Annotated in this window: 25 protein-coding genes and 2 pseudogenes; 15 read left to right on the forward strand and 12 right to left on the reverse strand. The window is 42.8% G+C overall.

What is annotated here, in order from left to right:
* A pseudogene (locus tag THEPK_RS08130) lies at positions 1–350 on the reverse strand (IS982 family transposase); the annotation flags it as partial.
* Between the two features lie 114 nt (positions 351–464).
* Here THEPK_RS08130 and THEPK_RS08135 point away from each other — a divergent pair.
* Complete coding sequence (locus THEPK_RS08135) at positions 465–1,082, forward strand: M48 family metallopeptidase (protein WP_083965060.1); 618 nt, start codon at positions 465–467, stop codon at positions 1,080–1,082.
* A gap of 47 nt (positions 1,083–1,129) precedes the next feature.
* Positions 1,130–1,660 (forward strand): deoxycytidylate deaminase, encoded by a 531-nt coding sequence (locus THEPK_RS08140; protein WP_042700850.1) that lies wholly within the window; start codon positions 1,130–1,132, stop codon positions 1,658–1,660.
* On the opposite strand, the gene THEPK_RS08145 is transcribed toward THEPK_RS08140, so the two are convergent.
* Positions 1,657–2,019, reverse strand: a complete 363-nt coding sequence (locus tag THEPK_RS08145; protein ID WP_042700853.1) for a DUF2304 domain-containing protein — start codon at positions 2,017–2,019, stop codon at positions 1,657–1,659. The two genes, THEPK_RS08140 and THEPK_RS08145, sit on opposite strands and share 4 nt — an antisense overlap.
* Before the next feature lie 5 nt (positions 2,020–2,024).
* Positions 2,025–3,347 carry a glycosyltransferase gene (locus tag THEPK_RS08150; protein ID WP_042700855.1) on the reverse strand — a complete coding sequence of 441 codons (1,323 nt, stop codon included), beginning with the start codon at positions 3,345–3,347 and terminating at the stop codon, positions 2,025–2,027.
* Between the two features lie 77 nt (positions 3,348–3,424).
* Between THEPK_RS08150 and THEPK_RS08155 the strand changes: the two genes are divergently transcribed.
* On the forward strand, positions 3,425–4,324 hold the full coding sequence (locus THEPK_RS08155) for an MraY family glycosyltransferase (RefSeq protein WP_042700857.1): 900 nt from the start codon (positions 3,425–3,427) through the stop codon (positions 4,322–4,324).
* Here THEPK_RS08155 and cas6 read toward each other — a convergent pair.
* Positions 4,293–5,030: a CRISPR-associated endoribonuclease Cas6 gene (gene cas6, locus THEPK_RS08160; protein ID WP_042700860.1), complete on the reverse strand. Its 738-nt coding sequence runs from the start codon at positions 5,028–5,030 to the stop codon at positions 4,293–4,295. The two genes, THEPK_RS08155 and cas6, sit on opposite strands and share 32 nt — an antisense overlap.
* A 200-nt stretch (positions 5,031–5,230) precedes the next feature.
* Here cas6 and THEPK_RS08165 point away from each other — a divergent pair, with 200 nt between their 5' ends.
* The 5 genes from THEPK_RS08165 to THEPK_RS08185 are packed head-to-tail and all read left to right on the forward strand — an operon-like array spanning position 5,231 to position 9,091.
* Positions 5,231–5,686, forward strand: coding sequence for a 30S ribosomal protein S15 (locus THEPK_RS08165; protein ID WP_042700862.1), 456 nt, complete (start codon positions 5,231–5,233; stop codon positions 5,684–5,686).
* Between the two features lie 32 nt (positions 5,687–5,718).
* Entirely contained in the window at positions 5,719–7,146 is a 1,428-nt protein-coding gene (locus tag THEPK_RS08170; RefSeq protein WP_042700865.1) for a DHHA1 domain-containing protein, read from the forward strand.
* The gene (locus THEPK_RS08175) at positions 7,136–7,381 is read left to right on the forward strand and encodes a KEOPS complex subunit Pcc1 (protein ID WP_042700868.1); all 246 of its coding nucleotides are present in this window, start codon (positions 7,136–7,138) and stop codon (positions 7,379–7,381) included. The genes THEPK_RS08170 and THEPK_RS08175 overlap by 11 nt, the downstream gene beginning before the upstream one ends.
* Positions 7,382–7,397: 16 nt before the next feature.
* Positions 7,398–8,000 (forward strand): 30S ribosomal protein S3ae, encoded by a 603-nt coding sequence (locus tag THEPK_RS08180; protein ID WP_042700870.1) that lies wholly within the window; start codon positions 7,398–7,400, stop codon positions 7,998–8,000.
* 35 nt (positions 8,001–8,035) lie between these two features.
* The gene (locus THEPK_RS08185) at positions 8,036–9,091 is read left to right on the forward strand and encodes an SPOUT family RNA methylase (protein WP_042700873.1); all 1,056 of its coding nucleotides are present in this window, start codon (positions 8,036–8,038) and stop codon (positions 9,089–9,091) included.
* A 46-nt stretch (positions 9,092–9,137) separates the two neighbouring features.
* Here THEPK_RS08185 and THEPK_RS08190 read toward each other — a convergent pair whose 3' ends face one another.
* The 4 genes from THEPK_RS08190 to THEPK_RS08205 form a co-directional block, all read right to left on the reverse strand.
* Positions 9,138–9,842 (reverse strand): DUF92 domain-containing protein, encoded by a 705-nt coding sequence (locus tag THEPK_RS08190; RefSeq protein ID WP_042700876.1) that lies wholly within the window; start codon positions 9,840–9,842, stop codon positions 9,138–9,140.
* A gap of 92 nt (positions 9,843–9,934) precedes the next feature.
* Positions 9,935–10,384, reverse strand: coding sequence for an Lrp/AsnC family transcriptional regulator (locus THEPK_RS08195; RefSeq protein ID WP_042700878.1), 450 nt, complete (start codon positions 10,382–10,384; stop codon positions 9,935–9,937).
* A gap of 110 nt (positions 10,385–10,494) precedes the next feature.
* Positions 10,495–10,794: a MazG nucleotide pyrophosphohydrolase domain-containing protein gene (locus THEPK_RS08200; RefSeq protein ID WP_042700881.1), complete on the reverse strand. Its 300-nt coding sequence runs from the start codon at positions 10,792–10,794 to the stop codon at positions 10,495–10,497.
* Between the two features lie 27 nt (positions 10,795–10,821).
* Positions 10,822–11,199, reverse strand: a complete 378-nt coding sequence (locus THEPK_RS08205) for an ArsR/SmtB family transcription factor (protein ID WP_042700884.1) — start codon at positions 11,197–11,199, stop codon at positions 10,822–10,824.
* A 60-nt stretch (positions 11,200–11,259) separates the two neighbouring features.
* On the opposite strand from THEPK_RS08205, the gene THEPK_RS08210 reads away from it, so the two are divergent.
* A complete protein-coding gene (locus tag THEPK_RS08210; RefSeq protein WP_156882171.1) occupies positions 11,260–12,108 on the forward strand; it encodes a hypothetical protein in 849 nt (282 codons plus the stop codon).
* Between the two features lie 31 nt (positions 12,109–12,139).
* Here THEPK_RS08210 and THEPK_RS08215 read toward each other — a convergent pair whose 3' ends face one another.
* Positions 12,140–12,508, reverse strand: a complete 369-nt coding sequence (locus THEPK_RS08215) for a Mov34/MPN/PAD-1 family protein (protein ID WP_042700890.1) — start codon at positions 12,506–12,508, stop codon at positions 12,140–12,142.
* A 66-nt stretch (positions 12,509–12,574) separates the two neighbouring features.
* On the opposite strand from THEPK_RS08215, the gene THEPK_RS08220 reads away from it, so the two are divergent.
* Positions 12,575–13,168: a nucleotidyltransferase family protein gene (locus THEPK_RS08220; RefSeq protein ID WP_042700893.1), complete on the forward strand. Its 594-nt coding sequence runs from the start codon at positions 12,575–12,577 to the stop codon at positions 13,166–13,168.
* Here the strand turns inward: THEPK_RS08220 and THEPK_RS08225 are convergent.
* A complete protein-coding gene (locus THEPK_RS08225; RefSeq protein WP_042700896.1) occupies positions 13,165–13,680 on the reverse strand; it encodes a biotin transporter BioY in 516 nt (171 codons plus the stop codon). The two genes, THEPK_RS08220 and THEPK_RS08225, sit on opposite strands and share 4 nt — an antisense overlap.
* Before the next feature lie 90 nt (positions 13,681–13,770).
* On the opposite strand from THEPK_RS08225, the gene THEPK_RS08230 reads away from it, so the two are divergent.
* Positions 13,771–14,559: an energy-coupling factor ABC transporter ATP-binding protein gene (locus THEPK_RS08230; protein WP_042700899.1), complete on the forward strand. Its 789-nt coding sequence runs from the start codon at positions 13,771–13,773 to the stop codon at positions 14,557–14,559.
* Positions 14,556–15,314, forward strand: a complete 759-nt coding sequence (locus THEPK_RS08235) for an energy-coupling factor transporter transmembrane component T family protein (RefSeq protein WP_042700902.1) — start codon at positions 14,556–14,558, stop codon at positions 15,312–15,314. The genes THEPK_RS08230 and THEPK_RS08235 overlap by 4 nt, the downstream gene beginning before the upstream one ends.
* Here THEPK_RS08235 and THEPK_RS08240 read toward each other — a convergent pair.
* Positions 15,306–15,956: a hypothetical protein gene (locus THEPK_RS08240; RefSeq protein WP_225807744.1), complete on the reverse strand. Its 651-nt coding sequence runs from the start codon at positions 15,954–15,956 to the stop codon at positions 15,306–15,308. The two genes, THEPK_RS08235 and THEPK_RS08240, sit on opposite strands and share 9 nt — an antisense overlap.
* Before the next feature lie 144 nt (positions 15,957–16,100).
* Between THEPK_RS08240 and THEPK_RS08245 the strand changes: the two genes are divergently transcribed.
* Genes THEPK_RS08245 through THEPK_RS08255 form a run of 3 tightly spaced genes read left to right on the forward strand, consistent with a single transcriptional unit; the run spans position 16,101 to position 18,722 of the window.
* Entirely contained in the window at positions 16,101–16,766 is a 666-nt protein-coding gene (locus THEPK_RS08245; protein WP_083965061.1) for a hypothetical protein, read from the forward strand.
* Entirely contained in the window at positions 16,763–17,752 is a 990-nt protein-coding gene (locus tag THEPK_RS08250) for a hypothetical protein (protein WP_042700907.1), read from the forward strand. The genes THEPK_RS08245 and THEPK_RS08250 overlap by 4 nt, the downstream gene beginning before the upstream one ends.
* Complete coding sequence (locus THEPK_RS08255) at positions 17,745–18,722, forward strand: hypothetical protein (protein ID WP_042700910.1); 978 nt, start codon at positions 17,745–17,747, stop codon at positions 18,720–18,722. The genes THEPK_RS08250 and THEPK_RS08255 overlap by 8 nt, the downstream gene beginning before the upstream one ends.
* On the opposite strand, the pseudogene THEPK_RS08260 reads toward THEPK_RS08255, so the two are convergent.
* Positions 18,693–18,942, reverse strand: a pseudogene (locus THEPK_RS08260) (IS982 family transposase); the annotation flags it as partial. The gene THEPK_RS08255 and the pseudogene THEPK_RS08260 sit on opposite strands and share 30 nt — an antisense overlap.

The following is an 18,942-nucleotide window of genomic DNA, read 5'->3' on the forward strand; positions in this document are numbered from 1 at the left end:
CTGGCCAACTCCTTGGTCTGAATGGGCTTTGAGTCCAGTATTCTAACGTATTCTCTGGCGTGTTTTTGAATAATTCTTCCTGCGCTAGGAGCAGGAGTTTTCGTGCCTGTTCAAGCGTTCTGTTAGTTTGTTGTACCTGATTTTGGGGAACAGCTTCATTTCTTCGATTAGGACTCTGTAAGCGTGCTTGTAAACTCCGTTAAAGTGCAAGTGTGCTAGTATTGCGAAGGTTATTAGGTCGTAGAGGCTGATTATTTCCCTGTGAGTGTTTTCGGGTAGTGTTTGCTGATTATCGGATAGATTTCGGATTTTATGATCAGGATTTCCTGCTGAAAGTTCATAACAACCACCAATCAACCAAAAGACTTAAGTGCTTATAACTCTAACGATCTAATGGGAACTAGGGTTTGTGGACTATTACGAGGATCTTAAGGGGAGAGCATAGAAAGCTTTCCCCTGATGATATGCCATGGCTTTATGAAGGGATAGTAAGAATGGCAAACAAAGCAGGGATAACAACGCCCGAAATTTATATATTGGACGACTACATACCAAATGCCTATTCTTTCAGAAATTCAATTGTGCTTTCTATGGGGCTGTTTGAAGTTCTTGATGAAGAAGAAATTCTCGCGGTTGCTGCTCATGAAATAGGCCATATAAAAAATAAAGATACCATCCTCTTTCCACTTGTTTCTTATGGGAGGTACTTCATGTTTGCGTTAGCCCTTTTGAATTCCCTGATCTCCCAGGAAGCATTAGTTTCACTGGTATCTTTCACGTTTTACCTTCTCTACGAGGTGCTCAGGTCTGATTATTTAAAGCAGAGGGAGTTTAAAGCCGATGAAGCGGCACTACGTATAATATCCACCCCTCTAGCCCTAAAGAGGGCCCTCGAAGAACTCAAGTACTATGAGGATCTGAGAATTGAAGTTAAGGAGTCCGCATTTCCGTCTATAGAGCCTGAGATAGAAAGGCCCCATCAGAGATCGATCTTTGATACGCACCCAAGTTATGAAGAGAGAATATGGAGAATTATTGCAGAAGTTGAAGCGATGAATCTCAGGGAGAGAATTCTCAACTGATGAAAAACTCTTTTAACCTTATTGTTTCTTTTTTATTTGGTGGTGCCATGCAAGTGGAAATAGTTCTGAATAAAGAGAGAGCAGAGCACATCAAGAGAATACGCCCCACGAAAGATGAGTACTTCATGCTCATTGCAAAGCTTGTAAGTCTAAGGGCTACATGTCCAAGGCTTAGAGTGGGAGCAGTTGCCGTAAAAGACGGCTACATTCTAGCAACGGGTTATAACGGGGCTCCGAGGAATATGGATCACTGTATCGATGTGGGCTGCTTGATAGCGGATGGCCACTGTCGTAGAGCCGTACATGCGGAGCAAAACGTCATAGCGATGGCAGCCAGAAAGGGTATAAGTCTTGAAGGGGCCACTCTTTATGTTACCCATTTTCCATGCGACGTCTGCTTTAAGCTCCTCGTAAACGCTGGAATCAAAGAAATAGTCTATGAAGAGATGTATCCAAATAAGGCAACTGAAATTTTGCTGAAAGAAGCCCAGGAAAAAGGAATTGTAAAGATAAGACAGTTTAAAGTCCCCAAAGAGAGAGTTAAGGTGTTTCTGGAAGAGCTTTTTGGAAAGGATTAAGTCTTTTCCAGTTTTTCTAACATTTCCCTAATCTCCCGAAGTTCTATTGCAATCTGACGCGTCAGTTCAGTTATTTCCCTTTCAGCTCTATCTATTGCGAGGTAAAGCCTAAACAGCAGCAGGTAGCTGAGACCTATAGCGGCCACAAACAATGCATCTAGACCCCTTCCAAGGCCAAGGATGTTTTTTATTGCCATGGAGATCTCCACAGGTTTCAGGGAAATCACCAGCATTATGAAAAGCAAGGCCCCCCAGAACACAAAATCCTGCCAGTCAAGCTCTTTTCTCCCATATTTTCCAAGTACATATGTTATAAGAGCTAAAATAATTATAACGGCGATGTATTGCACGGCATACATTTTTATCACCTCATCTTATCTAACAACAAATTAAAGGCTATCTTCACTCCCTCTAAAACGTTGGTTCCTTTCTTTTTGGAGTATTCGGTGTAAACCGCTTTTATCGGGACTTCAACTATTCTGCAACCGTTTCTTGAAGCCTCGATTATTATTTCACTTGAAACAGCATATCTATCGCACGTTATTCTTATTTTGGATGCGCATTCCTTATTAAAGCACCGCAAGCCACTCTGGGAATCGGAAACGTATTTTCTGGCAAATACTGCCGTTATAAAATCAAGAACAAAATTTCCAAAGCGCTTTACGAAGGGCATTTCACTTATGTCACCTTTTAACCTCGAGCCCACAGCAAAATCTGCTCTCCCCTCCGCAACCGGTTTCATTACCCTTAAAGCGTCATCAACGAGATGTTGGCCGTCTGCATCGAAGGTGAGTATTAACTCGGCCCCTTTGAGAAGGGCATATTTTATTCCCGTCCCCAGTGCTCCCCCCAGTCCACGGTTTACAAGGTGCGTCAAGACAACAACGCCTTTTTCTCGAGCTACTTCCCTCGTTCCGTCATTACTCCCATCGTTTACGACAACAATTTCATCTCTCCTGAAATATTGAAGCAAGCTTTCCAGAACGTTGCTTATTGTCTTCTCTTCGTTGTATGCAGGTACAACAACATAGGTCTTAAGCAAACGCTTGAAAAGCTCGAGAGCTTCTTTGATAGTCGCAACTTCAAAGTTCGCATCCCCATCAACTTTAAAGCTCATTCTTCCACTTTCGTTGGATGTTATGAGCACGCTTAAACACCCTAACTCTCTTGCTGGAAGTAAATCGTACCCATGGTCTCCAACTACAATAGTTTTCGTTGGCGAAACGTCAAAATGGTCCAGTATCACCTTTAAATGTCCTGAATTTGGCTTAACATCTTCAGGGGACACGTCATCCCTGGTAACAATGAGGTCAAAAAACTTCTCTATGCCGTGTTTTTTTAACATATACTCCGTGGCTTTTCTGGAGCTTCTAGTCATAAGGGCGATTTTTACCCCATTTTCTTTTAAAAGCTCCAGCAACTCTCTGGAACCTTCAAACAAGTAGCTGTCTTTAGCTCTCTCAGCTTCCAGCTCAACAAGAAACGAGTGCAGATACTCAAAATCTATGCCAGTAGCTCGGGATATCTCAATCAATGTTTCGTACATAGGAGTCAAATCGCCAATGAGCTCTGCAGATATCCCTTCCTTTTCTAGCCTCCCCCTTAGCCTCTCCTTTACTTCGTCAAAGCCCATTGAGGCACCCACGAGAGTTCCATCGAGGTCGAAGACAACTAACTGGATGTCCATGCTTTTCACCCTGAGATATTCTTTCCAGCGGCGGAAGAGTTATTAAGCCTTTGCTTAATCTAGCCTAGGTGGTTATAATGATAACGCCTGTTATAGGGTTTATCTTTTCCATTTTCCTCACTCCGTATATAGGTTCATTAATGAAAAAGGCCGGCATAGTCGGAAAAGACATCCACAAACCAGATAAACCCGAAGTTCCGGAAATGGGAGGCATTGTTTTTCTGCTTGTACTGCCATTAAGCCTTACCGTTCTCTTAAATGAAACTCTCGCAAAGGCTCTTCTTGTGTTTCTCCTCTTTGGAGTTGTGGGCATAATAGATGACACAACCCAGCTTAAACAGTCCCACAAAGTTTTGTTATCTTTGCTGGTCTCGTCAACGATAATTTCGATGTCCCTAGATACAGATTTGAATATTTTGCTGGCTTCTTTTGAACTTGGATTACTCTACTATCTCTTTGCAGTGCTCTTCGTAACGGGCTCTGCCAATCTGGTAAACCTCCTTGCAGGATTCAACGGGCTGGAAGTTGGGACTTCTGCTATAGTCCTCTTCTTTTTGGGGTTAATAACTTCTGGGGATGCTCAAATTTTAGCATTTACGGGAAGTGCCATAGCCCTCGGATTTTTATGGTGGAACCGGTATCCAGCTAAAATCTTTCCAGGGGACACAGGAACTTTATCTCTTGGAGCTTTAATAGGGCTCATTGGCATTTTGGGTAAAGTTGAAATCTTTGCGGCGTTTTTGCTGTTACCCCATTTTGTGGATTTCCTCCTCAAATCGAAAATACGATTCAAGGGCAGGCCGTTGGGGCGAACAGAAGTTTTGGAAGATGGGACTTTAAAAGCCCCACCTTACCTGAGCTTTCTGGGCTTGCTGATGAGGATGAAAAGAGTAAAAGAACCCCAGCTAGTCGCTATGGTCTGGGAGATAGAGGTTATTTTAGGCTTTATTGTTCTACTTCTTCATCAATTACTTTGACCATCCCAAAACCGTAACTGGTTTTGTCTCCAAAGCCGTTTTCATATCCAAACTTTGCTATTTCTTCCGACCCATAATACCGAAAAACCATTAGAGAGCCCCTGTAATATGTCTTACCCACCTTTATCCTCACGGGTTTGAACTTTATGACATCAAGGTGAAACTCTGTATTCTCTGGGAGCCTGCCATTTATCTCTGAAAACTTCGTAAGCATTATCTTTCTTAGTTTGTCTTGAAATCCTTCGTTGTTCGGATAAAGATCCCATGTCTTTACTTTGTTATCTTCAAACTTGGCCGTCCTCACGACTATAGGGCTTAACGTCGAAAAAAGTGTCCCGTCTCTTATCTTTGGCTCCCGGAGTATTTTTATGTCCGCCATAGAGAAGGATGCTTCCCCAACCTTTAGGTTAGGATTTGAGATAAATCCCTCTGCAATTGCCTTTATGATTTCGGTGAGGGAAGATGAAACATAAAGTGAGATATCATCTGAAAGGACTTTAATTCCTCTGTCCGGGATAATTTCTCTTTCCCTAATCATTATTCTGGAAAAAGTGAAATAGTCTTTATACTCTGTTTGAAGTAACTCGGCTAAGTCTGGCGCAGCAAGAAAAATCTTCTCAAGCAATTGATCATGAATTTCATCGTTGTAATTAAATGGCACTATAGCATTCTTATTTTCAGGCTTGAGTTTGATTTCAATTCTCATTAACAGACCCTCCCTCTTCAAAACATATTTTTGTTTTTGGTGTTAATAAGAATTTTGAATACTGATTGTCCTCTCACTTATTTTTTAAAAACGTAAACCACCATAGGGGCAAACTTTTTAAAGCACCTCTTGCCACCCAATATTGGCAATCTTATAAGGGGCGGCTGGCAGTAGCTGGCCGTCACCGGGAGGTGTTGGAAATGGCAAGGTTGCATGCAAGAAAAAGAGGAAAGTCTGGATCAAAGAAGCCACCGAGGACTGCTCCACCTACATGGGTGGAATATACAGCCGAGGAAGTCGAGAACCTTGTTGTTAAGCTCAGAAAGGAAGGTTATAGTGCCGCTATGATAGGCACTATTTTGAGAGACCAATATGGAATTCCGAGTGTTAAACTCATTACTGGAAAGAAAATAACCAAGATACTCGAAGAGAACGGTCTTGCTCCTGAGATTCCGGAAGATTTAATGTTCCTCATTAGAAAGGCAGTCAAACTCAGGAAGCACCTCGAGCAGCACCCCAAAGATCTCCATTCAATGAGGGGTCTTCAGCTTACTGAGAGCAAGATCAGAAGGCTTGTGAAGTATTACAGAAAGACAGGAAAGCTACCAGCCAAGTGGAGATACGATCCAGAGCAGGCAAAGCTTCTCGTCCGCTGATTTTCACCTTTTTCCTTATTTAAGGTGGTATAATGGATAAGAGCGCATTTTTAGAGAAGGTTAGGGAAGGTGCCGAACTAATAAAGATGCACATTGAGTTAGGTCATACTATCCGTATTGTCTCACATAGGGATGCTGATGGCATAACTGCCGGTGCAATTTTGGCAAAAGCGCTTGCTAGGGAGGGGGCAGATTTTCATCTCAGCATAGTGAAGCAACTGGGAGAAGACGTACTAAAAGAGCTTGCAGAAGAAAAGCAGAAAATTTATGTTTTCAGCGATCTCGGAAGCGGGTCTATAAAGCTGATTGAGAAATATCTAAAAGATGCCAGTGTTGTTATAGCAGACCATCATCCTCCAGAAGACGGTAAGATTGAGCAGGAAAACCACATACTTGTAAACCCCACACAATTTGGGGCGGATAGCGTTAGAGACCTGAGCGGTTCTGGCGTGGCCTACTTCGTAGCAAAGGCAATAAACGAAAGAAACAAGGATCTGAGCTACTTGGCTCTTGTTGGTGCAGTCGGCGACATGCAGGAAATCGATGGACAGTTTCACGGAATGAATCTTGATATAATAGAAGATGCTAAGGAATTAGACCTGATAGAACTCCGCAAAGAGCTGAGGCTTTTTGGAAGAGAGACCCGGACTTTGGCTCAGATGCTCGCTTATGCATCAAATCCAGAACTTCCGGGTATAACAGGAGACCTCAGAAATGCAATAGAATTCCTGCGCAGTAAGGGCTTTGATCCTGATATGAAATACTGGCAACTCAGAGAAGAGGAAAAAAGAAAGCTCCATGATGCCCTTGTTATTCATTTGATTAAGAACAATGCTTCCAAAGAAGACGTTGACAGACTTATCGGTGACGTCGTGTTGATTAAGCTCTATCCAGAAGGAGACCCAAGGCACGAGGCAAGAGAATTTGCCACCCTCCTAAACGCTACAGGAAGGCTTAACATGGGCACTTTAGGAGTTGCAATATGCTTGGGGGACGAAAAAGCATTCAAAGAAGCATTAAAGCTCGTAGAGGAGTACAAGCGGGAGCAGATAGAGATGAGGAGATACCTCATACAAAACTGGAGCAATGCAATTGAGAAAGAACATGCTTACATATTCTACGCAGGCAAAAACATTAAAGACACGATGGTGGGGATAGCAGCAACAATGGCGATAAACGCTCAGCTTGCAAAGTCTGAAAAGCCGGTGATTGTTTTAGCAGACAGTGAGGAGGACGGGCTTGTAAAAGGTTCCGCCAGAACAACAAAGAAGGGACTTGAAAAGGGCTACGACTTAGGAGAAGCCCTAAGAAAAGCTGCAGAGATTCTTGGAGGAGAAGGAGGAGGGCATGCGATAGCAGCAGGCATAAGGATTCCCAAGGACAAAATAAATGAGTTCACTGAACTAATAGACAAACTCCTTGGAGAGCAGAACTCAAGCGGTGAGACAAATGAAAATTAAGGCCAATGCCGAGATAATCTGGGAGTATGGGGATGAAAGTACGGCCAAGGCTATTGCCGAAGCCGTTGAAATTGACAATCTAAATCTACCAGAAAACTTTAAATTTAGAACTTACTGGGAAGATGGTAGAGTCATAACAAAAGTTAAATACCTTGGTGAGATTGAAAGCTTGATAGTAGCTTTAGATGATTTGGTGTTTTCAATCAAGATCGCTGAAGATGTCATAAAGAAATGAAACTGGAGGTGTTAAGATGGCAAGAGCTAACCCAAGGAAAGTTGCTGCCGCTGCAAGGGATAAGTGGAAGCTTAAGAATTGGTATATAGTCTACGCTCCAGAATTTTTCGGAAGCAAGGAGATCGGTCTAACCCCTGCAGATGACCCCGAAAAGGTGAAGGGAAGAGTTATTGAGACTACCCTAAAGGACTTAACAGGAGACTTCACAAAGGGCCACGTGAAGCTTTACTTCCAGATTTACGACGTTAAGGGTCAAAATGCATACACAAAGTTTAAGGGCCACAAGCTTGCAAGAAGCTACATAAGAAGCCTCGTAAGGAGAAGAACCACAAGAATTGACGGTATCTTTAACATAACAACAAAAGACGGCTACAAGCTCAGAGTTATGGGTATGGTCATAGCAATAAGAAGAATCCAGACAAGCCAGGAGAGAGCCATTAGAGAAATAATGGAGAACATAATCCGCAAGAAGGCAGAAGAGCTCAACTTCACGGACTTTGTGCTGGAAGCAGTTAACGGAAAGATGGCCGCTGAGATAGCAAAGGAAGCCAGAAAGATATACCCACTTAAGAAGGCTGAGATAAGGAAGATAAAGGTTCTTGCAGAACCAGAGGCCTGATTATTTCTCTTTTCTCTTAGCTTTTGGTGGTTTTTATGAAGTTTTTAATTAAAACTCAACGGGGAATGGAAGCCGTTGCTGCCAATTACATTAAGGATGTTCTTGATGATGCTAAAGTTTGGATAGCTCCTCATGGGTATTCCGGTCTTGTTCTTGTGGAAACCGAAGATAAAGATGCAGAACAAAAGTTTTTTGAGATTCCTGAGATAGAGAGAGCCATTCCCGTGCTCTTCGAAGTGCCCGCCACGATTGAAGACATCTTAAGTGTTTCGGAACAAATAGCAGCACACATAAAAGAAGGAGAGAGCTTTGCCGTAAAAACTAAGAGACGAGGAAGCCACAAGTTCTCAAGTGTCGACGTCAACGTAGCTCTCGGGGGGAAAATAAAAGAGCTTACAAACGCCGAAGTCGACTTAACTTTTCCCGATAAAACTGTTTTAGTTGAAATCATTGGGGATAGAGCTTACATCTCCATCACCGGAAAAGAGGAGTGGAAAAAATTTACTCCTAACAAAATAGACGCAAGAAAGCTCTTTAAAAAAGTTACAATAGTTCAGATGCCATACTGGGGCGATTACACAGCTTGCAGGAATTTTGGTGAGAAAATTGGTAGAGCTGCCCAGGCTTTTGAAGTTAGAGAGCTTATCATAGCACCCAAAGAGAAAATGAACGCTTATGAGTTAATGGAATTCATAAAGGGGGTAAAAGTCGGCCAAGAGTCCAGATACCAGATTCAGCGGGAGGCGTACCCCTGGAAGGTAGAAAAAGTTCCAGTTAGCGTGTGGGACCTTTATCAGGTCATAAGGGACAAAAGGAGGAACAAAAGGTTGCTCATAATCACCGACCCAAAAGGGCACAGTGTTTCTGAAGTAAAAGAAAACCTTGCAAAAGACATACACTATGCAAAAGAAGTGGTTGTTTTTATAGGGTCAAGAGAAGGTATCCCTAGAGGGCTTTTTAGATACGCAGACTATGTCATTGATCTCGCACCTTACATGACCTTTGCAACAGAACACGGAATTCCAGCCGCTTTAATTGCCCTCTGGACTGTCTACGAAGAAGAATTAAGGAAAAAGGAAGAGCAAGGGTAGCTCAGATCCTAAGGTCGTCATCACGACTCAGCAATCCGCCATCTCATCACAGCAGGGCGAGGAAAATACCTGCCCCAATTATTCCCCCTATGAGGGTAGCTAAAAAGTTTGTGTGGTGGTTGTTTATAACTCCCCGGTTTTCAAGCGTTGCACCGAGCAGGCTATCAAGGTTACAACCCACAAACCCGGCAAGTGTTACCGCAAGAAGCATTTCAATTTTTTGGGATGTCAAAAAGACAGCGAAAATGCTTATGATAAATGCCCCGATTAGGGCTATGATTTCACCTTGCCATGATACAGCCCCATTTTCCCCCACATTTGCGGGCTTTAAGGTTGTTATCATCTTTGGAGCTTTACCAAATATCTTCCCCAGCTCACTGGCGAGAGTGTCCGCATTTGCAGTCGCTATTGCGGAAAACGTAGCTGCCCGGAAGAGGTCTTGCTTGGTGTAGTATTCAACTAGTAAAAATATTACAGCAGCAAGACCATTTCCAAGAACGTTTTGCCAGCTTCTTGTTCCTTTTCCTTCTTGGGCAACTCCTTTTTTGGCCTTTTCTGCAAAACGATACTTCGTAGCAAGAACCCCAAGTATGACAAAGGTAAGTAGCGCTAAAAATGGGAACATTCCTCCAAGTACGATGGTTGCTGCTCCAACAAGCACCGCAGCCATGACACCTTTGCCGTCGAGGGCCTTCAGCTTATATGCCAAAGCGCCTAATAGTGCAATTGCTGCAATAATTGGGATATTCATGAACGCTCACCGCTTATGGTTGTTTTGCTTGCTTCTTTTGTCCATGCGTTTATTAGCTTTTCTTTCACATATTGCCGAAAAAAGAAAAGTTTTCAGACGAGCTCAAATTTGACAACTTCTGTCACAAATGTTACGTCAACTTTCTCCACGTTTTTAAGTTTCCCTGTTATTTCCGTTATTTTTTTCTCAACTTCCTTCATGTCTTTGGGCACCAAAATGTGAACTACCAGATTATGGGCCCCAATGGCTCTCTCTATCACCTTAACATCTTCATCATTTTTCAGAATTTCTATCTGCTCCTCCAAGGGAGTTCCTGGGGTTAGGGTAATTCCTAGTATCACATATATGTATCCAAGTCTGTCAAAATCCGGAATTATTGTGTACTTCTTTATTATCCCCTCTTTTTCTAATCTCTCCAAGCGCCTTGAGACTCTTTGACGGGTTGTGTTTAAATATTCAGCCAGCTGTCTGTAATTTAGTCTTGCATTTTTTGAAAGCAGTTTTATTATCTGTAAATCAAACTTGTCAATTTTTTTCCTCATGTACAACCACCTTAATATATTTTCGTTGTTCATTTATATAAACATTTTCGAAAAATCCGTACCAGATTGATAGTGAATATGGATTTTATCGACTAATAAGTAGCAGGGATTCAGCTCTTGTCACTCCATCTATTTTTGTCTCTTGTGGAATACTTGGAGATGCTCTCAAGGAGGGCTTCTTCTGCATCTATCTCATAGTAGTTCGCTATGCACAAAAGGGCAAACAACACATCACCAAGTTCTTCCTTGACCTTCTGCTTTTCCCCTTTTTCTTTAATGCCCTCAAATTTCAGCATTTCTCTCGACAGCTCTCCGAGCTCTTCAACAACTGCACCCAGCATTTCAAAAGGCTCCCAGTATCCACCAAAGCTTTTTATCACGTTATCTACCTCTCTCTGGAGCCGCTCCATAATCCTCACCCACTAAAAATTAAAGTTTTAGAGGAGCTCTTTTTCCAGCATCTCAACGTATTTCTTAAGCTCCTCAAGGTTTGTTCTGTAGAATCTAAGCTTTCCTTCTCTCCTCTCATGCAGAAGGTTCATTTCTTTAAGTGTTCTAATGTGGTGGCTTATGAGAGTCTGGTCTTGGTTCAGTGCCTTTGCTATCAAGCAAACGCACATCCACCTGTTCTTGAGCATTTTTATTATTCCTGCCCTTATTGGATTTGATAAAACCTTCAAGAAATCCACTAGGTCCCTGGAAAGCTCTGTTTCAATTTCCTCATCTAAATCGAATATCTCACATGAAGCCAAGCATTTTTGTACAGTTGCTCTCTGCTTTTCGTTTAGAGATTCAATGAGTTCTCTAACTTTCATGGATACTCACCGGAAGGTCTAAGAAAATTAGCATTTATAAAAATTTTCATATGAATGGGCGTGTTTATAGTAACCTTTATTAGGGTTTTTGCTGAATTCTTTCAGGTGGTTGTCGTGATCCCCAGATGGGATCACAGACTCAAAGACCCTGAAAGCGTGGCATTCGCAATTCTTGACGTTTTAGCAGACTTCGAATCAGAAGGAAAGCTGAAGAACCTGCCAAAATCCAAAAAATTTCCAGTAAAAACAATACTGGCAATACTCCTCTTTAAACAATACTACAACCTACCCCTCAGAGACGCCCAGCACTACGGCAGAAAATTCTTCGGAGCAAACATTCACTACTCAACCCTCCACAACTGGGAGAAAAAGCTGAACCTCGAAGAACTGACAAACCACCTCCTGAAAAAACTCCAGAAATTACCCTACGCCAGCACTCAAGCAGACTCAACCATTATACAAATAAAAAAGGGCAGGATAGAAGTTCAGGCAATAACGAGAATCCTGCCGGGTTTACTGTATCCGGTTGCTGTGAAGATCACAACTTCTGAGAACGAGCTGATTGAACTCCTGCCGGGGGGTTCTGGGAATTTTTATGCTGATGGGGCTTATGATTCAAAGAAAGTTCTGAACACTGTGGTGGAAAAGGGTTATCGGCCGATTGTTAAGAAAACTAAGAACGCTCCAGGTGGTTTTGGTAGTAAGAAGAGAGACAGAGTGTTTTCTGAAGAAGAGTACAGGCATAGGAATCCTCATGAGGGGTTCTGGGGTGCGTTTACAACGTGGTTTGGCAGTAGGATCCCCTGTTTTCTGAAAAAGACTACTGTAACCCGAATCCTGCTTGGGGTAATGTGTTATGGTCTGAAAATCCTCCTCAGAGTCAAATACTGTTTAAATAACAGGGGGTGAAACTAAACACGCCCTCATATGAATTCTAATGTCACCCAACTATCTCTATCTCGATTCCTCTTCCTTCACTATCATAGGCTTTTACACTCTCTTCATCAAAAGGATATGCAATTATTATATGAACCCCTCCGAATTTGGAGAAAAAGCCCACATCTGCTAGAGAAGGCCTTGAAGAAGGGACTGGATGAGAATGAACCGTTCCCTTTATGTGTTTATCGTGCGGCAACAGCCAAGTGTCAAAATAAACAGAGCTCTTCCCAAAGTGGCCCTTTGGGATTATCAAGACTTCTTCAAAGATTCCGTCCTTTTCTCTTAGAAATCCTCCGAATTCGTTGGGATAAAAATCTCTTGCCAGCTGTAAAAGATACTCCAAAAGTTCCTTCCTAATTTTTACCTTCATCTTTTCTTTCCTCCTGCATATAAATTTCTCAAGAAGGTTTTTAAAACCCCTGTTCTATCTCCACCCATGCAGGCATATATACTTGCCTTTCCGGAAAGAAAGTGGGAAAACTATTTGACTCCAATACTTGAAGAACCTATGATAAGGATAGTTGAGAGGAGACTTTTAAGCGCAAAAAGAATTGATGAAGTCATCACAATAGTCAGAAAAGACCAGTTGAGAAAGTTTTCACTCCATATTTCAAATCCCGTTGGTGTAAGTGCAAGAAACAAGCTCGAAGCCCTTTACAAAGCGTTGCCATTTTCGGGGGACGTCTTCCTTGTAGAAGGCAACATGCCCCTGGTGATGCCATTCTTAGTGAATTACCTTTCGACGTTATTTTATGAGTCCGATGCAGATGCTTTAATCCCGGTTTGGGCCGATGGGAGCCCTGAAGTTACCCACGCGTTTTACAATGCAAGAGCCCTAAGAAAGGCCGTTGAGACATGCTTAAGCGAGAATGAGAGAAGGCTAAGCTGCATTTCAAAATACCTCGATTATGAAAAGGTCAGCATAGAGGAGCTTATCAAGAAAAATCCAAAGGTTTCGCTGAGTTTCTTTAAAGTAAGGACTGCCTTTGACGTTAAATTTGCGGAAGAAAATATTGAAAAGGGGTTCTAAATTTTAATGCTCTTGTGAATCCGGTCTGCAATTACAACTGCTATGGCCCCTTTTACAGCATCTATTGGGATAAAAGGAACAACCCCTACCATAAAGGCCTTTTCAAAATCTCCTCCCATAAAAAGTCCCAATCTCAACCAGCCCAGAAGATAAATTACCAAAATGCCTATTGCAGAGCCTACAGCATAGTCAGTTATTCTTTTCCGTTTTTCACTCACCAACCCCGCTAAAAACGCCGCAAGGGGGAACGATATAAGGTATCCTCCAGTAGGGCCGTAAATGTAAGCGAGACCTCCGCTGAAGTTCGCAAAAACAGGAAGCCCGATAGCACCCATGAAGAGATACACTATCTGACTTAAGAAGCCCAATTTCGCCCCCAAGATCAGACCGCTTAGCAAAACGAACAAGACTTGAAGCGTTATTGGCACAGTGCCGAGTGGAATCGCTATTTGAGCACCAACTGCAGTTAAGGCTGCAAAGAGTGCTGCATAGGTTATTTCCCTAGCCTCCATTTTATCACCTGCCTATGGAACTTTTGTTAGCTTTAAAATTTTTTGCCAGCAGGGGCAATTTTTTAAAGCATTACATCAAACTCTTGGAAGATGATAGAGGTAAGGAATCTGTGGCATGTCTATGAAGGGAGAAAAGAAGCTCTCAAGGGGGTTAGTTTAACTTTTGGAAACGAGATTATAGCTCTGGTTGGCCCCAACGGTTCTGGGAAAACAACCCTTGCAAAGCACTTGAACGGACTTTTAAAGCCAACAAAAGGCGAAGTTATAGTGGACGGAATGGACACTAGGAAATATAGTGTCGCCGAGCTTGCGAGGGTTGTTGGTTACGTTTTCCAGAATCCAGAGCATATGTTCTTTGAGGAGAACGTCTTTAAGGAAGTTGCCTTTGGCCCTAAAAATCTCGGTCTCTCAGAGAAAGAGGTTGAAGAGAGAGTTAAGTGGGCATTGAGAGAGGTCAACCTTGAGGGTTATGAGGATCGTTCCCCTTATTCCCTCAGCGGTGGGGAAAAGCAGCGTTTAGCAATAGCATGTATATTGGCCATGAAGCCCAAATATCTAATCCTCGACGAGCCAACTACAGGACTCGATGAAAAAAATGCCGAAAGCGTGAAGAAAATAATTAGAAACCTTCACAGAGAAGGGCACGGGATACTCTTAATAACCCACGAAATGGATTTGGTTCTCGAGCTGGCAGAGAGAGTTGTGCTCCTGTATCAAGGACAGAAGGTTTTTGATGGAGATGTTGAGGAATTTTTTGAGCTCGATTTAAGAAAATACGACTTGGATAAGCCGAAACTTCTCAAAATAAGCGAAAAAGCAGGTTTAGGATTTGTTAGAGACGTTGAGGAGTTTGTAAAGGCTTTGGAGATGAGAACATGATGTACACGCTGTACCTTGAAAGGGACTCCCTCATCCACCGGCTTGATCCAAGGGTGAAGATAATCGGTTCGTTCTTTGGCATAGTAGCTTTAATTCTCTTTAACTCTCCCCTTTTGCTCTTCTCTATTTTCCTCCTGATAGTTTCTACCCTTGTTCTCTTGGGAAAGATAACGGTTAAGGAAATCTTCAAAGCCCTCAAACCTATCATCCCAATCTCCATAGTTGCGATGGTCATATGGCCGTTTATTCTAAAACCATGGTATTTTGGCCTCTTTATAGGATTTGGTTATGGAATAAGGCTTCTTTCGGTTGCCCTGCTCACTCTGGGCCTGATAATGACAACGCCCCAAAGGGATCTTATCCTTGGGTTCATTAAAATGGGAATGCCCTACGGGATTGGCCTTACATTAACAATAGCCCTCAGGTACATCCCAACCCTCTACATACTGGCCCAGACCATAATGGACGCCCAAAAGTCAAGAGGGCTTGAGCTTGAAAAGGGCAACTTTATACAGAGGGCTAAAAATACAGTCCCCATTTTAATCCCTCTGATAGTTGCATCAATAAAAACTGCCCATGAGCTCAGCATAGCTCTGGAAAGCAGAGCATTCGGAGCAAGCAAAAGGAGGACTTTTCTCTATAACATCAAGATGAAAGCAAGGGATTACATAGCACTCGGAATAGTCTCCGCCCTGTTTTTCCTTGCAGTTTATGCAAGGTACTTTCTAGGTATTGGATACATCGAGCTATTCTAAAATCATCTTCACCTTCGAGTCTATGGGTATGCTGTGTTCGCCAGTATTCTTTACAAATTCTGAGGGAGCTTTAAGAACGGTTAGATTTAGCCTGTAGTGCCCTCTATAGCCGCTGACTCTCATGACCAGAAGATATTCAAAAAGCTCCGGGACGAAGAAAAGTCTCCTAAACTCGGAGATTAGGTTGAGTTCGTTTATCTCAAGGGCATTGTGAGAAAGCACCAGAAAGATGCCCTTCCTATCAACGATTTTTCTCAGCTCCAGCATGCCCTTTTTGTCTATTTCCTCGAGGACCCCAAAGTTTGATACAAAAACAAAGGAGTCATCACGAACCATCCCAAGTGCATCTAGGAGCTCTCCCAGGGTGTAAACCTTGCCCATTAAGATGTTCTCGCTTTTCTCCGAGAACTTGCTGAGCAGCTTTGTGGAAAACCCATTTGTGGGTTCTAGATAGTAGGTCGGAATCTCCGAATTCAAAGCATTTGCAATCGATGAGTATTGAATCAGGTTTTGAGCGAGAGCATCGGTGGTTATAACCCCCGCTATGCTGCTGTTCTCTAATCCACCAACTAACGGGGTAAGCTCTTCAAGTAACTCAATGGCATTTTTTGGAGCATCACTTGGCTTGAAGAACATTGACATCAATAAAATTTTGACATCTTCATATTTATATTTTTTGTAGTGCTATCGATGAAGCGTCGCCTTCTGAAGCCATCTAGGAAAATATCTCTGAGAACATGGTAAGCCTTTTATAATTTTTAATTCCACTGGATTTTGGTGGTAAGTGTGGCGAATAAGAAAGTCTTCATGCTAATAGCTGTAATAGCTCTTCTTGGCTTTGTAGCCAATTATTATACTGACCACTATCTAGGGGGAGAAATCTACGAAGCTGCGAATGAAGGCTTCGATCTGGTCACAAAAGGGTTTAACGTCACCGTTTTCGTGGAAACTGTGGACGGAAAAACTTTGGAAGGTGAGCTTTTTTCGGTTAGCGGATCAACAATTTACATTGTTAAGGACGGGAAAAGGCTCACTATAGGGGGCCCCTCTGCCACAAAGGAAGACATAATGGCGAAGCATATTGAAATTGAAGTAAAGGGAAACGTTTATGTTTACGAGCTCCCACCCATAACCGGAAAGTGCAGTGAAGTTATTGAGCAGCTCAAAGTAGATTCCTACTCCGAGCGCTTTTCCGGGATGATCTTTGTAAAGGGGCTTACCAACCCAATAGAGATAGGGAAGCTCAAATATGCCGTGGATTACCTTACTTATGGGTCAATTGATGTAAAGCAGTCCCTCCCTGATGGTGTGATTTTAACAGCCGGGATGGTACCAATTGGGATGTTGGAGGAATACATTGGAGATAAGGAGATTTACCTGTACGGAACACTTTACGTGAACTCAGAAGAACGCAACTTGCCCTTCAAGCTATTAGAGGTGAAAACCCCATGAGACCAGGGCTCCCTCTCCTAATTCCCATCCTCTTCGTGACTTTCATAACTTTGGGAATTGCTTCATATAAGACTCTCTTAGTAGGCACACTTTTTGCAGCAGCTTTTTCTTATGGGGTTTTTAAAGGCGAAAAGATACCTTGGAAAGAGAGAGAATTCAAATTCATAAAAGAGGAACACTTAGTCTGGGCATTTTTAATCTCGCTACTTTTGATCGTGCTTCAGATATTTATGATTAGAAGGGTGCCCCTTCTGGATTCGTCAGCCAGGCACTTATTAAATCCTCGCCTAACGGCTTTGACGTACTTTTTGGGTGTTCCATCCAGTGTATATCTTTTTTCAAAAGGGAAGAAATACTCGCTTGCTTACCCGCTTCTCGTGGCATTATACGGGTACAGAACTCCAGTTTTGGTTAGTTTCTTGGCATTAGGAGCCGCTTATTCCGAGAGGAGAAGCTTTGATTTAAAGTATTTAGTATCTTTTTCGCTCCTAATTTTGGTCGGGCTTATTGGGATTGCTCTCTTGAGGGGAGATGCGATAAGCAGTCAGCTCATTAGAATCCAAGCTACGACATCTGTTTTAGACGTTATAATCGACAGAGCCCCCTGGCATGGCTTCTATCACGGCCACCTCCAGTGGGCGGGAATTAGGTCGTATTTCTTGGGCGGATATTCTCCAAGGTACTTAGTGGCTCGCTTTTTGTACGTCAAGACAGGTGTTTCAATAACCCCAACGCTTTTGGGGGGCATGTACCTGGATTTTGGGGTATTTTCAATTTTGGAGGGCTTTTTGCTCGGGATATATTATGGCATGATAAGCAAAGCTGAGAGCCTCCTTTTGAAGGTGGTTTACTACACCACTCTTGCCTATGGCATCGTGGGCGTTGAAACGGGGGTTCTGGATTTACCGGTTTATGTCTTCTTTTTCATAGGCTTCTACGCCCTGATACGGGGTAAATACTCCATAAGGGTGACGAGAGTTGGATAGTGGCAGGATATTTGCCCTCTTTTTAGCCACTTACCTATCGCTTGCACTGCTTGGAAAGTTCATTTTTAGGGGTTACCTTGGTGAGTTTAGTTCAGGTGCGTTTTTCTATGCTCTAACATTTTCTCTGGCAGTATTTTCGGGATACAGCATCGAAAATAGGTTTAACCTCCCATTCGAGAGGGCTTATGTTTACCTAATCCTTGGCATTATAGCCAGTTCAGCCGCGGGAATTTTTGGAGTTCTGGTCGCTTTAATCGTCCTCTTGGGAGGGGTGCATGTTCTAAGAGGGAGTACCGGCAGATATCACAAACACGCTTACTATGTTGGGATAGCTTTGTTAGTTATACCCCCTCTTTTAGCGATGTGGAAGGGTGTGATTCCCATTCTAAACCCTCAGACGAGATACAGCAATTTAAAAGAACTTTACATCGCGTCTGCCCTTTTTGCGTCTTTGCTCATTGCATACCGGCCAAGCCTTATTGTTTTCCTCGTGGGGGAAGTTTTTGCAGTAATTTCAACATCCAGAACCAATGCCCTCATGATTTTTTTAGCCTACTTATTTAGGGCTGAGAAAAAGGAGCTCAAACGGCTCTTGGTAGTTGGTATCCCCCTGGTCGCTTTAGCATTTTTGGCACGCTTTTACGCAACGAAGAGCGTATATCCCATTTGGAAGCTCGGCTTTGTCCAGAGCTTACTCTATAGAGCTGGATTCTCTTACATGGTTTATGAGAAGCTTTTTTCACTGGGGATGCCATTTGGAAAATTTGAACTTCTTCTCCTCAATCCAAGTGCCCGAGAATACGTCGCAGCGCTTTTTGGCAAGGTGAACAACTACACGTATACAATTTTTGGACAACCTGCATATGATTTTGGCATTTTTGGGCTTTTTGAAGCCTTCCTTGTTGGGTTGGCATTGAAAGATTCGGAAAAGATGCCTACCCTAGTTCCCACCACCTGTGAAGTTGTATAATCTGTCCAGATTCACGGCCAGAATCGCCCCTAAAATCCTGACAACCAACCCCTCAACTAACACTCCTGCTCGGCCTCAGAAGAAACTCAGAAAACTTCGAAAACAAAGTCTCAATCCTCCTGCGAAAGTCAGACAAGTACTTGTAAAACTTCTTCTCCTCCAGATTACTAACCTGATTCTCCCGCTTCACCGGCGTGTAAACAACGCCAAACTTCAGGAA

Origin of the sequence: Thermococcus sp. PK, assembly GCF_000430485.1 — an archaeon.
Taxonomy (GTDB): domain Archaea; phylum Methanobacteriota_B; class Thermococci; order Thermococcales; family Thermococcaceae; genus Thermococcus_A; species Thermococcus_A bergensis.